Source organism: Gordonia sp. NPDC003585 (assembly GCF_040610755.1).
In the GTDB taxonomy this organism is placed as follows: Bacteria; Actinomycetota; Actinomycetes; order Mycobacteriales; family Mycobacteriaceae; genus Gordonia.
The window spans coordinates 41524-53560 of sequence record NZ_JBEXMX010000005.1; the positions used below are offsets into that span (position 1 = coordinate 41524).

Sequence of the window (12037 nt, forward strand, 5' to 3'; positions counted from 1 at the left end):
GTTCGTCGAGTGACCAAACGCGCCTCGCGACCGCCGCTGGATCCGCGGTTGCTGCGCTATTCGCCGACGGCACGGACGTATGTCGCGCTGACCGCAGCGTTCGCCATCGCCGAGGTGGTCGCCGTCATCGTGATCGCGGCGATGGTTGCCTCCATCGCCTCCGAACTCATCGTCGACCCCGATGCGCGGTCGCTGTCGGCGCAGACCGGCCATCTGACGGTGCTCGCCGTCGCACTGCTGGCCCGGGCCGCGATGACCTTCGGGCACGATCGCTACGCGCATCGGGCGTCGGCACGCACAATTGCCGAATTGCGTTCGCGAGCACTCGACACGCTGACCGATCCCGACCGCACGACGCCGCGTAACCTGCTGGGCAAACGCGAGCACGCGAGCACCGTCCTGCTCCGCGGTCTCGACGCCATCGGTCCCTACTTGTCCGGATACCTTCCCGCACTGATCATCTCGATGATCGTGACGCCGATCGTGATCGTGGTGATCGCGATCGCCGACCTTCCTTCGGCGCTGATCATCGTCGTCACGCTGCCGCTGATCCCGGTCTTCATGGTGCTCGTCGGGCTCATGACAAGGGACCGGACCGAACGCAAACTGGCCACCATGAGCCGGCTCTCGGCGCAGCTGCTCGATCTGATCACCGGCTTGCCGACCCTGCGTGCACTGGGCCGCGCGCAGGCACCGGCCAAGCAGGTCGCCGAACTCGGTGCGGCACACCGGCGCAGCACGATGTCGTCGCTGCGGGTCGCCTTCCTGTCCGGCGGTGTGCTGGAACTGCTGGCCACCCTGTGTGTGGCACTGGTGGCCGTCGGTATCGGTCTGCGGCTCGTGTACGGCGAGATGAGTTTGTATGCCGGTCTTTTCGCGCTGATCCTGGCTCCGGAGGCGTATCTGCCGTTACGGCGGGTGGGCATGCAGTTCCACAACTCGACCGACGGCATGACCGCCGCGCGCGAGGTGTTCGAACTCATGGAGAGTGCCGTGCCGCGCCCGGGCACCGCCACGCGCACGGTCGCCGTTGCGGGAGCGAAGATCACGCTGCTCGACGTGGGCGTGCACGGCCGCGACGGTTGGGCGCCCTATGGATTGGACGCGGTGGTCGACCCCGGTGTGATCACGCTTTTCACCGGCCCTAACGGTTCCGGCAAGTCGACCGCGCTGGCCACGATCCTGGGACTTGCCGCGCCGGACGAAGGATCGGTCCTCGTGGGTTCGGTTCCGGTTGCCGAACTCGAGCCCGCCGCATTTCATGAGCAGGTCGCCTGGCTACCGCAGCAACCGGTGATCGTACCGGGCAGCGTCGCCGACAATCTCGCGCTGTTCGGTGCACTCGATCCCGACGGTCTCGCAAAGGCCACAGCGGCAACGGGTTTCGACGATGTCCTGGCTGGTCTCGCCGAGGGCTCCGACACCAGGCTGGGCGCCGGGGGAGTCGGCCTGTCGGCCGGGCAGCGGCAACGACTCGCCTTGACGCGTGTGCTCGCCTCGCCGGCGCCACTGCTGTTGCTCGACGAACCGACCGCCCACCTTGACGCTGCCGCTGAGGCGTCGGTGCTTGCCGCACTTGCGGCGCGGGCCCGGGCCGGTGACACCGTGCTCGTCGTCGCACATCGTGACATCGCGCGTGATGTCGCCGACTGTGTGGTCACTTTTCCAGGGGCGAGCGAAGCGACGGGGGATGTCGGGGCGAGCGAAGCGACGGGGGACGATCCGGAGGTGATCTCGTGCGACAAGACCCGCTGATCCGGGCGCTCGGCTTTCTCGGTCTGAAGGGCCGGCCGGTGGTGCGATCGTTGCTGTTGGGTGTCGGCGGAGCGTTGTCGGCGTTGGGATTGGCCGCCTTGTCGGCGTGGTTGATCACCCGGGCCTGGCAGATGCCGCCCGTGCTGTTCTTGTCGGTGGCGATCACCGCCGTTCGTGCGCTCGGAATCTCGCGCGGACTGTTCCGGTATCTCGAGCGTCTTGCCACCCACGACTTGGCCCTCGGTGCGATGGCGTCGGCTCGTGAGCGGGTCTATATCGCCCTGGCGTCGGGTTCGCCGGCCTACTCGGTGACGTTGCGCCGTGGTGACTTGTTGACCCGCACCGGCGACGACATCGATGAGATCGGCAACGCGCTGATTCGCGGCATCATCCCGATCGGCGTCGGGCTCACGACATCGGTTGCGGCGGTGGTCATCATGGCGCTGGTATCGGTGTGGGCGGCGTTGGTGCTCGGTGCCGCACTGATCGTCAGCGGCGTCGTCGCGCCGTGGCTGGCCGCTCGTGGGGCGTCACGCTCGATCGCCGACGCGTCGAGTGCGACCACCCAATCGGCGGAGGCGACCACGACGGCGCTGTGGCACGCACCGGAACTCGTCGTCGCGCGTCGTCGGCCAGTTGTGCTGGATGCGGCGTCCGAGGCCGACCGTGATGCGCTTGCCGCCGCCGACCGCGGGCTGAGGTGGCAGGCGGCTGCGGCCGCGGCGACACCGCTCTCGCTCGGGGCGTCGTTGCTGGCCGCCTGCATGATCGGTATCCACCTGGCCTCGCAGGTGTCGGGGTCCCTCGCCGATGTGTCCTCGGGCCACGGACTCACGCCGATGATCCTAGGTGTGCTGATCTTGTTGCCGCTCTCGGCATTCGAATCGACCGCACCGTTGACGGAGGCGGGGATTCAGATCGAGACCTCGCGGCAGAGCGCGGCACGGGTGATGGCACTCGTCGACGCGGCCGGCACCGACCCCGATGCCGGCGGTGACGCGTCGGTGCATTTCGGCCCGGTTGCTCTCGACCTCGATCGGATGCGTTGGGGCTGGTCGGGTTCCGAGGCGCTTGGCCCGGTGAGCGGACTCGATCGCACCCTGCCTGCGGGGTCGCGCCTGGCCGTGGTCGGGCCGAGCGGATCGGGTAAGTCCACGCTGTTGTTGACGCTCGCCGGTCTGCTGGCTCCGCAGTCGGGTTCTGTGTCGTACTCGGGTTCGGGCGCCGAGTCTGTCGAACCTCGTTCGGCGGCAACCTACTTCGCCGAAGATGCGCACATCTTCTCGACGTCGATCCGGGAGAATCTTCGTGTGGCGCGGGGCGACGCGTCGGAGGGCGAGATGACTTCGGCGCTGGACCGGGTCGGTCTGTGGGCGTGGGTGACGGGACTTCCCGACGGGCTCGACACCGTGCTGGCCGGCGGTTCCGACGCGATCAGCGGTGGTCAGCGCCGCAGGTTGCTGCTCGCCCGTGCGCTGTTGCAGCGGGCGCCGGTGGTGCTCCTCGACGAGCCGACCGAACACCTCGACGCCGACGACGCCGATCCGCTGATGCGGCAGATCCTCGACCCGGCGGACGGGCTGTTCGGCCCCGACCGGACCGTCGTCGTTGTGACACACCAACTTCCGGACGGAACCGGCGCCGATGTCGTGGACCTCGCGGCGGTCGGTGTGTGACCCGAAGATTCCCGGAGTCTTCCACTCCGCCCGCGGAAATCTGTACCTGGGAGATCGGCCGAGCGCACAGTGCATTTGGCCGACCTCCCAGGTACAGCTTTCCTACGGGCGGTGACTCGGCCACCCTCGTCGGATCGGCCGGCTGGAGACTACTTGGGTTCGTAGCCAGCCGGAAGCATCGTCGACTTGTGTTCGAGGAAGGCCTCGAGTCCTTCGGGTCCGCATTCGCGGCCGATGCCGGAGTTCTTGAATCCGCCGAACGGTGACCCGGGATCGATGGCGTAGAAGTTGATTCCGAATGTGCCGGTGCGGATCTTCTCCGAGACCTCGATGCCGCGCTCCACGTCGCTCGTCCAGACGGTTCCGGCGAGCCCGTACTCGGAGTCGTTGGCGATGGCGATGGCCTCGTCGAGGTCGTCGTAGGCGATGACGGAAAGGACCGGCCCGAAGATCTCTTCCTGGGCGATGGTCATGTCGTTGGTGACGCCGGTGAAGATCGTCGGCGTCAGGAAGTAGCCTGCGTCAAGACCTTCCGGACGTTCGCTCTCCAGCGCCGCGGTGGCTCCGGCCTTCTTGCCCGCCTCGATGTAGCCCTCGACGCGGGCGCGCTGTCGGTCGGAGATCAGCGGTCCCAGTTGGGCTTCCGGATCAGAGGGCAGTCCGACCTTCATCAGCTTGGCCGATTCGACCATCGCGGTGACGATCTCGTCCTGGCGACTCCGGGGGACCAGCACGCGGGTCTGGGCGACACAGGCCTGGCCGGTGTTGAACAGACCGAGGAAGGTCAGCATGAAGGCGTTGGCGGCCAGGTCGACGTCGTCGAGCACGATGGCCGCCGACTTGCCACCGAGCTCCAGTGAGCAGCGTTTGAGCGACTCGGCACAGGCTGCGCCGATCGCCTTGCCGGCCGCGGTGGAGCCGGTGAAGGTGATCTTGTCCACCAGCGGATGCGCCACCAAGGCCTGCCCGGTCTCGGTGCCGCCCGGGACCACCGAGATGACCCCTTCGGGCACACCGGCTTCCACGAAGAGTGCGGCGACATAGTTTGCGGTGAGCGGGGTTTCGGGTGCGGGCTTGACCACCACCGAGCAGCCTGCGGCGAGAGCGGCGCCGAGCTTGTTGCAGGTGAGGAAGAGCGGCACATTCCACGCGCAGATCGCGCCGACCACACCAACCGGTTCGCGGGTCACGCGGGTGGTGCCGAACACTCCGTTGCGATACTCCACCCAGTCGTAGTTGCGGGCCGCGTCGGCGTAGGCGCGCAGCACCCCGGTACCCGGCAGTTGCTGCAGCATGCTGACCGCACTCGGCGGCGCACCCATCTCCGACGACACCAATGCCGCGACCTCGTCGTTGCGTTCGTCGAGCAGGTCGGCGACCTTGGCGACGATGTCGGCCCGTTCGGCGGGCGACTTGCTGCGCCACACGCCCGAGTCGAACGCGGCACGGGCGGTGCGGACCGCGGTGTCGACATCGACCTCGTCGGCCAGAGGCACCGAGCCCACGCGCTCACCGGTTGCGGGGGAGAACACCTCGAGCGTCTCGGTGGAGTGTGGGTCGGCCCAGGTGCCGCCGATGTAGAGCTGAGCATGGTCGCCGCCACCGGCGAGAGTGTCGACGCGGGACTCGACGGTTTCGGTCATGAGTTGAGTGCTCCTGTTTGGTCGCGGATCGTGTCGGGTGGGCCTGGTTGCGGCTCGCGGTGTGAACCACCGCACACTCCGATACTAGAACACGTTCTAACTCTGGGGCCAGTGGCTCACGTCTGATCGATCAGTCCGGAGTCGATCGTGATGCGCTCGGGCAGCGCCTCGACCAGCAGTGCGGCGGCCGAAGCGTTGCCGTCGAAGACGATGCGGCCGTCGGTGACGGCTTCGGTGAGCGACAGTCGTCCGGCACTCACGTCGACGATGGTCGCCGCATCCATGGTGATGTCGACGTCGACATCGCCATCCGGGTCGTCGGCGTCGGACTCGGTGACGCTGACCTCGCCATCTCGCAGGCGAATCGTGGCGCTGGAGCCATCGATGTGGAATCGGTAGGTGTACCGGGCATCCCGTGTCACATCCCCGTCGATCAGTTGCGCGATGAAGACGAGTGGCCATTCGGCCCGAAACATGTCGTCAGGCTGCTTGGGTGCGTGCGTCTGGTGGCGAACTCCCCACAGCGCCAACGGCAGCAGCGCCCGAGAGAGCTCGCGGCCCGATTCGGTCAGTTGATAGACCAGCGACGCCGACGGCTTCGGGAGTCGGCGTTTGAGGACCACCTCGGCGTCCTCGAGTTGGCGGAGCCTCGACGCCAGCAGGCTGGTGCCGATGCCGTCGAGGGCCTCGAGCAGGTCCGAGTAGCGCTTCGGTCCGGCCATCAATTCGCGAACGATCAGGAGGGTCCACCGTTCGCCCACGACGTCCAGGCCCATCGCCAAGCCGCAGAACTGTCCATACTGTCGCCGCGTCATGCCTCGGAGTCTACCAATTCATCGATTTCTGAACACATTGCTTCAGAAAAATGCTTGAGTACTTCTAAATCTTATGTTCCTATGGATGAGCAGTGGTTTTCCGTCCGGTCAGATAGGAGTTCCGGCCATGAACAACGAGCGAGTGCCGCGGGTCGTCCTCGGTGTCAGCGGTACCGATGCGTCGGCGAATGCGGTGGCATATGCCTCGATGGTCACCGGTGTGCGCGGTGAGATGATGCTGGTCAGCGCTGTGCGACGCACCCGGCGCAGCGCCTGGTCCCGACGCGAGGAACACGCGTGGGCCGACGCCTTGGGCGCCGACGCCCATCAACTGGCGGACGCATGGCAGATCACGGAGATTGCGCGTGAGGCCCGCGAAGCCGCGCAGGCGCACGGCCCGGTATCCACCCATGAAGTGATCCGGGAGGGCGACCCCTTCACCGTTCTCCGTGATGTCTGCGACGAGATGCGCGCAGATCAGCTGGTGCTCGGTGGAAACGGCGGCCCGTCGCGCCTCGCGCGCCGGCTCGGAAAGCAAAGCGGGGTCGATGTTGTCGTCATCGACAGCGCATCAGGTCTTGTCATCCCGGTGGAGCCGGCCCGAGCGCGTCGAGCGACGGCGACGTGGTCGCCCGTCGGACGCGTGTCGATGGCACCCGAGCGTGCGTGAGGCGGTCGGCCTAGGACCCGAACGCCATGCGCGCCTCGAAACCGTCTGCGGCGTCGGCGAGTATGTCGAGACCGGCGTCCACGTCGCGCGCTTCGAGCAGCCGCTGACGGTCGAGCGGTCCGGTCGGCAGACTGGCGACCCAGCGGTAGAGGGTGGCAACCGGTTCGGTGTCTGCGTCGTTCCCCCCGAACACGTCTTGCAGTTGGGTCGGATCGACGCCGCGGGCGCGCGCGAAGTCACCGACGAGGTCACGGATGCGCATGCCCAGCATGGAGAGACGCGCCCGCTGCCCCGCGTCGAAGACGAAATCGGGGAGAACCTCCACGCGGGCGCGCGGGTAGGGGTCGTCGGACAGCCACTCCAGTACCCGAAAGCGTCGTGCGCCGAAGGCCACGAGCGTCGCCCGGCCGTCCGGAAGCCGATCGACGGAATCGATCTCGGCGAACGTGCCGACATCGTGGCGTACATCACCGCCGCCGACCTCCGACCCCCGCGCAATCAGCACGACGCCGAATCGGGCGGGATCGCCGGCCGCCAGGCAGTCGCCGAGCATCGTTCGGTATCGCGGCTCGAAGATGCGCAGCGGCAGTGGTTCGCCCGGCAACAATGCGGTGCCGAGCGGGAACATCGGCGCGATGAGCGCCGAATCGGATTGGTCTGTCAGGAGCTCGGACGGGCGTCGAGCACGACCTCGAACTCGAGGAGGTCGGCCCCCGACGCGACCGGCTTTGCGCGTTCGCCCGCATGCGCTTCACGGGCCGGGCCCGACGCCCACGCCTGGAAGTCCTCCTCGGATTCCCATTGCGTCACAACGAAGTAGCGCTCATCGCCCTTGACCGGACGGAGCAGCTGAAAGCCCAGGAAGCCCTTGGAGCCGTCCACCGCATGCGCGCGATGGGCGAAACGCTTCTCGAGTTCAGGGCCCGCACCCTCGGGGACGGAGATCGCATTGATTTTCACAACAGCCATGGGTCCAGCTTACTGATGTCGACCGGTTGCAATAGGGTTCTGCCCGTGACAATTCGTCGGGCGTCGGAGTTCGTCGACCTCGGCCTGCGAGATCATGGCGGACCGCTGCCGATCCACGACGCGAGCGGCGCCGTCATCGACACCGGGGTCGGGCCGATCGTGTTGCTGCACGGCCTGATGGGGCGCGGTCGGACGTGGCGCCGGCAGGTCCCGTGGCTGCGCCGATACGGGCGGGTGTTCACCTTCGACGCCGCGTTCCATACCGGTGCCGACGTCGAAATCCCGGACGACCCCGCCGAACTCGCCACCGAACGGTTTGTCGCCGATCTCGCCGAGATCCTCACCTGGATCGACCTCGGTCCGGCGGTGCTCGTCGGGCACTCGATGGGTGCACTGCACGCCTGGTGTGCCGCCGCTGCCTACCCGGAGCTGGTGTCGGCGCTGGTGGTCGAGGACATGGCACCCGATTTCCGCGGTCGCACAACCACCAGCTGGACGCCGTGGTTCGAGAGTTGGCCCGACCGTTTCGCTTCCGTCGATGCGGCGCAGGAGATGTTCGGGCCGGTGGCGGGCCGCTACTTCTACGAGGCGTTCGACGACGGTCGGCTGCACGGCCAGATCCCGGTGTGGGCGGCGATCGCCGAGGAGTGGGGCGGCCGCGACTTCTGGGCGCAGTGGTCGGCCTCGTCGGTGCCTGCGTTGGTGATCGAAGCCGAACACACCGTCACGCCGCCCGGGCAGATGCGCAAGATGTGCGCGGTCCGCGACCGGGCGTCGTATCTGCGGGTACCCGGTGCCGGTCACCTGGTCCACGACGACGCCCCAGAGGTGTATCGCGGTGCGGTGGAGGCGTTTCTGTCCGGGCTGGACCTCAGCAGATAAGCAGAGGTCAGATAACCAGAGAGGCCGACCCGCTGATGCGGGCCGGCCTCGAGTGGACAGGGAATCTCAGGCGGGATCTGGGGGCGCGATGGGCGCACCGTTGAGTCGACGCCAGCAGTGCACGTAGAACAACTGTGCCAACGGAGCCGAGACGATGAGGCCGATGTAGCAGACGATCGCGCCGACCAGGTTGATCGCGTAGGCGACGAGAAGTGCGATCAGCGAGTCACCGACCTTCGTCTTCGCCAGTTCGAACGACGTCTTCATCGCATCGACCGGCGAGAGCTGCTTGTCGATCGTCGCGACGATCGAGAACTGCAGCAGGAAGATGGCGATCAGGCCCGGGATGACGCACAGCACCAGGCCGATCGAGGTGATGATGCCGACCAGGATCGCGGTGAGGATCGTCGGCCCGAAGCGCGTCGGCTTCAGGAACGACGCGGACGTGACGGGTTCACCGTTCGCGACGCGCAGTGCTCCCGAGATGATGCTGATCTGGATGTAGAAGATGCCGACGAGCAGCACCAGATACAGCAGGAACATCAGGAACAGGCCGCCGCCGCCGATGGTGGTGGTCTCGTAGCTGTAGGTGTAGCCGCTGCCGTAGTCCGATGTGTGGGTCTCGGTGGTTCCGAAGATCGCCGTGGCGAACACTGCGAGCAGGGTGACGATCAGGATGAGCGCGAACGCGATGACACCCGGCAGGATCATGGCGCCGACATTGTTCTTGAATTTCCCCCACGCCCAGCTGAAGGCCTCGCCGACGTCGACCTTGGTGGGGTCGGTGCCGAACTGGCCGGCCGGCGGCGGCCCGCCGGGGTAACCACCCTGCGGCTGACCGTACTGGGGTCCGGGCGGCGGCGGAGGCGGCGGAGCCTGGCCGTATTGCGGTTGCGGCGGGGGTGTCTGCCCGTACTGGGGTCCGGGTGGTGGGGGCGGTGGCGGTGTTTGACCGTACTGCGGTGTCTGACCGTAGTCGGGCGGCGGAGTCTGGCCGGGCTGCTGCCCACCGGACGCGGGATTGGGTTCAGGTGGGTAAGGCGGCTGCGTCATGGCTCGGGACATTAGCAACGTTTGCGCCGATGCGGGAGGTATCAAACGGACGACACATGTAAGCCCGCGTGTCGTGTAGGTACCGAGGCACAGAACGGGGGGTCAGAGGGTGCCGGATTCGCCTGCCAGGCAGTAGCGCCCGTCGTCGGTGAGTTCGACGAGACCGTCGACGAGGAGGGAGTCGAGCGCGCGATCGCGCTGCGCTGTGTCCGACGTCCACGCCAGGTCCAGTCGCGCACGTTCGACGGGATCCTCGGTGCCGCGCAAGACGTCGAGGAGCAGCCCGCGCACCTGACGATCGGTCCCGGCGAACTTCTGCGTCTTGCGCGGCGGCCCGGTGTGGGCGGGGCGTCCGCGGCGCACCCAGAGGCAGTCGGGGATCGGGCACCGATCGCATCGGGGGTTGCGCGCCGTGCACACGAGCGCCCCAAGTTCCATCAGCGCGGCCGAGAAGCGCGGCGCCGACTGTGCATACGACCCGTCGTCGGCTCGCGGGAGGAGCGCGTCGGCGTCGGCGAGATCGGCGCGGGCAGGATTGCCCGGATGCTCACGGCCGTGCTCGGCGCGGGCGATCACCCGACGGACATTGGTGTCCACCACCGGAACTGCCTGCCCGAACGCGAAGCAGGCCACCGCACGGGCGGTGTAGTCACCGATCCCGGGCAGCGTCAGCATCGTCTCGACGTCGGCCGGAACCCGGTCGTCGTGTTCGCGGGCAAGCACTTTCGAGCACTCGTGGAGGCGCAGTGCGCGTCGTGGGTAGCCGAGTTTGCCCCACGCGCGCAGGACTTCGCCGGCGGGCGCGGCCGCCATGGCCGACGGGACCGGCCAGCGGCGTACCCAATCGCGCCACGGCTCGATCACCCGCGACACCGGGGTCTGTTGCAGCATGATCTCGCTGATCAGGATGTGCCACGCCGTGCAGTCGGGGTCGCGCCACGGCAGATCACGTTCGTTGAGGTCGAACCAGCCGAGAACCGCGGCAGATGGCAGACTATTGCTCATGGCTGGAGTTACACCGCGACAGGCGTGGCGCATCTTGCGCGAAGGTAATGACCGTTTTGTGGCGGGGGATTCTCAGCATCCCAGCCAGGGTATCGAGGACCGCGCCCGACTCGCGGCGGGCCAGCACCCCAAATCGGTGCTGTTCGGCTGCGCCGACTCCCGACTCGCCGCGGAGATCATCTTCGACCAGGGTCTCGGCGACATGTTCGTCGTACGTACCGCCGGTCACGTGATGGACTCGGCCGTGCTCGGGTCCATCGAATACGCCGCCGAAGTGCTCGAGGTGCCGCTCATCGTGATCCTCGGCCACGACAGCTGCGGTGCGGTCAAGGCGACCCTCGACGCTCTCGACGAACTGCAGATTCCCGGCGGCTACATCCGGGACGTCGTCGAGCGAGTGACGCCGAGCATCCTCGCCGGTCGCAGCGAAGGTCTGACCCGGGTCGACGAGTTCGAAGCGCGGCACGTGGTGGAGACCGGGCAACTGCTGATGCAGCGCAGCCGGATCATCGCGGACCGCGTTGCGACGGGCAAGCTGGCGATCGTCGGGCTCACCTATCAGCTGAGTGATGGCCAGGTGCAACTGCGCGGCGCCTACGGCGACATCGGCGAGACCACCGTAGGTGTCCTGCGCCAGGTGGAGTCGGCCTGATCGAAGGCCGATACCGACGCATGTCTGGACCTGAACTCTAGACTTTGCGCCATCGGTGACGCTTTCTGTGAGCGACACGCCGACCTTGATCGGCCGAAACGTCCGAATCGGCCGTTAGCGTTGTTTTCGTGATCGAACCCCAGGGCCCACTGCCACCGGAGATCTACTGGCGCCGACGTGTCGTCGCTGCCGGTGGTGGTCTCGTGGTGCTCGCCGTGGTGGTCGGTCTCATCGTCTGGATGACGTCCGGCAACGACGCGGCGAAGAACACCGCCGCAAACGCGCCGCTGTCGTCTGCGGCCGCCACCACACCGCCGGTCGTTCCCTCGGAACCCAGTTCGCAGAACCCCGGTGGGCCGGGCGGCCCGGCTCCGAACGGCGGGAATCCCGCGGGCACGACGACAACACCGCCGACACCTGGCTCGTCGACCGCCGCGGTGCCCACCACCGGTCCGGCAGGACCGGCGCCCGTCGGTGGCCTGTGCCCCGACGAGAGCATCTCGGTGGTGCTGCTGATGGACAAGCCCACCTACACCGTCGGGCAGCGTCCGGTGTTCACGCTGGTGACCACCAACGCCGGTGTGGCGGCATGCACGCGAGACGTCGGCAAGGCATCGCAGAACGTCGTCGTCCGGACACTCGACGGCACGCGCACGCTCTGGACCGCTCGCGATTGCTCGCCGCTGCAGACGGTGAACAACCAGCTGCTTCAGCCGGGCCAGCAGGTCCGCGACACCATCGTGTGGTCGGGCACCACCAGCAACCCCGGATGTGACAAGCCCCGGGTGCAGATCCCGGTCGGCGCGTACAAGGCGGTCGGCAAGATCGGTGAACGGGAGTCCTTCCCGCAGACCTTCAACGTGGTCGCGCCGGCGCAGCAGCCCTGATTCATCCGGCCCGCTCGCTACGCTCCCGGC

12 protein-coding genes are annotated in these 12037 nt (G+C 67.4%); 6 read left to right on the forward strand and 6 right to left on the reverse strand.

The genetic code is table 11. The features are described from left to right. The first annotated feature begins 9 nt into the window (after positions 1-9). Together cydD and cydC are read left to right on the forward strand one after the other, a co-directional pair. Positions 10-1755, forward strand: coding sequence for a thiol reductant ABC exporter subunit CydD (gene cydD / locus ABZW74_RS02205; protein WP_355273453.1), 1746 nt, complete (start codon positions 10-12; stop codon positions 1753-1755). Next, the gene (gene cydC, locus ABZW74_RS02210; protein WP_355273456.1) at positions 1737-3431 is read left to right on the forward strand and encodes a thiol reductant ABC exporter subunit CydC; all 1695 of its coding nucleotides are present in this window, start codon (positions 1737-1739) and stop codon (positions 3429-3431) included. Before cydD ends, cydC begins: the two co-directional genes overlap by 19 nt. A 149-nt stretch (positions 3432-3580) precedes the next feature. Here the strand turns inward: cydC and ABZW74_RS02215 are convergent, their stop codons facing one another. Together ABZW74_RS02215 and ABZW74_RS02220 are read right to left on the reverse strand one after the other, a co-directional pair. Beyond that, positions 3581-5074: an aldehyde dehydrogenase gene (locus ABZW74_RS02215; RefSeq protein ID WP_240862065.1), complete on the reverse strand. Its 1494-nt coding sequence runs from the start codon at positions 5072-5074 to the stop codon at positions 3581-3583. Positions 5075-5190: 116 nt separating this feature from the next. Continuing rightward, positions 5191-5889 carry a helix-turn-helix domain-containing protein gene (locus ABZW74_RS02220; protein ID WP_240862063.1) on the reverse strand — a complete coding sequence of 233 codons (699 nt, stop codon included), beginning with the start codon at positions 5887-5889 and terminating at the stop codon, positions 5191-5193. 127 nt (positions 5890-6016) lie between these two features. Here ABZW74_RS02220 and ABZW74_RS02225 point away from each other — a divergent pair, with 127 nt between their 5' ends. Beyond that, positions 6017-6559 (forward strand): universal stress protein, encoded by a 543-nt coding sequence (locus ABZW74_RS02225; protein ID WP_355273460.1) that lies wholly within the window; start codon positions 6017-6019, stop codon positions 6557-6559. A gap of 10 nt (positions 6560-6569) precedes the next feature. Here ABZW74_RS02225 and ABZW74_RS02230 read toward each other — a convergent pair whose 3' ends face one another. Together ABZW74_RS02230 and mhuD are read right to left on the reverse strand one after the other, a co-directional pair. Beyond that, a complete protein-coding gene (locus ABZW74_RS02230; RefSeq protein WP_240862060.1) occupies positions 6570-7187 on the reverse strand; it encodes an LON peptidase substrate-binding domain-containing protein in 618 nt (205 codons plus the stop codon). A 32-nt stretch (positions 7188-7219) separates the two neighbouring features. Continuing rightward, positions 7220-7528 carry a mycobilin-forming heme oxygenase MhuD gene (mhuD, locus tag ABZW74_RS02235; RefSeq protein ID WP_240862058.1) on the reverse strand — a complete coding sequence of 103 codons (309 nt, stop codon included), beginning with the start codon at positions 7526-7528 and terminating at the stop codon, positions 7220-7222. A gap of 45 nt (positions 7529-7573) precedes the next feature. Here mhuD and ABZW74_RS02240 point away from each other — a divergent pair, with 45 nt between their 5' ends. After that, entirely contained in the window at positions 7574-8410 is an 837-nt protein-coding gene (locus tag ABZW74_RS02240) for an alpha/beta hydrolase (protein WP_240862056.1), read from the forward strand. 66 nt (positions 8411-8476) lie between these two features. Here the strand turns inward: ABZW74_RS02240 and ABZW74_RS02245 are convergent, their stop codons facing one another. Together ABZW74_RS02245 and ABZW74_RS02250 are read right to left on the reverse strand one after the other, a co-directional pair. Beyond that, the gene (locus ABZW74_RS02245; RefSeq protein ID WP_240862054.1) at positions 8477-9463 is read right to left on the reverse strand and encodes a hypothetical protein; all 987 of its coding nucleotides are present in this window, start codon (positions 9461-9463) and stop codon (positions 8477-8479) included. A 102-nt stretch (positions 9464-9565) separates the two neighbouring features. Beyond that, positions 9566-10468, reverse strand: a complete 903-nt coding sequence (locus ABZW74_RS02250) for an A/G-specific adenine glycosylase (RefSeq protein ID WP_240862052.1) — start codon at positions 10466-10468, stop codon at positions 9566-9568. On the opposite strand from ABZW74_RS02250, the gene ABZW74_RS02255 reads away from it, so the two are divergent. Both ABZW74_RS02255 and ABZW74_RS02260 read left to right on the forward strand, forming a co-directional pair. Next, positions 10467-11120, forward strand: coding sequence for a carbonic anhydrase (locus ABZW74_RS02255; RefSeq protein ID WP_240862050.1), 654 nt, complete (start codon positions 10467-10469; stop codon positions 11118-11120). The genes ABZW74_RS02250 and ABZW74_RS02255 overlap by 2 nt on opposite strands. 128 nt (positions 11121-11248) lie before the next feature. After that, entirely contained in the window at positions 11249-12007 is a 759-nt protein-coding gene (locus ABZW74_RS02260; protein WP_240862048.1) for a hypothetical protein, read from the forward strand. The last annotated feature ends 30 nt before the right edge of the window (positions 12008-12037 follow it).

Coding starts and splice junctions, on each gene's coding strand:
- ABZW74_RS02215 (WP_240862065.1), bottom strand. CDS start 5,074: ATGACCGAAACCGTCGAGTCCCGCGTCGACACTCTCGCCGGTGGCGGC.
- ABZW74_RS02220 (WP_240862063.1), bottom strand. CDS start 5,889: ATGACGCGGCGACAGTATGGACAGTTCTGCGGCTTGGCGATGGGCCTG.
- ABZW74_RS02245 (WP_240862054.1), bottom strand. CDS start 9,463: ATGACGCAGCCGCCTTACCCACCTGAACCCAATCCCGCGTCCGGTGGG.
- mhuD (WP_240862058.1), bottom strand. CDS start 7,528: ATGGCTGTTGTGAAAATCAATGCGATCTCCGTCCCCGAGGGTGCGGGC.
- ABZW74_RS02225 (WP_355273460.1), top strand. CDS start 6,017: ATGAACAACGAGCGAGTGCCGCGGGTCGTCCTCGGTGTCAGCGGTACC.
- ABZW74_RS02255 (WP_240862050.1), top strand. CDS start 10,467: ATGGCTGGAGTTACACCGCGACAGGCGTGGCGCATCTTGCGCGAAGGT.
- ABZW74_RS02230 (WP_240862060.1), bottom strand. CDS start 7,187: ATGTTCCCGCTCGGCACCGCATTGTTGCCGGGCGAACCACTGCCGCTG.
- ABZW74_RS02250 (WP_240862052.1), bottom strand. CDS start 10,468: ATGAGCAATAGTCTGCCATCTGCCGCGGTTCTCGGCTGGTTCGACCTC.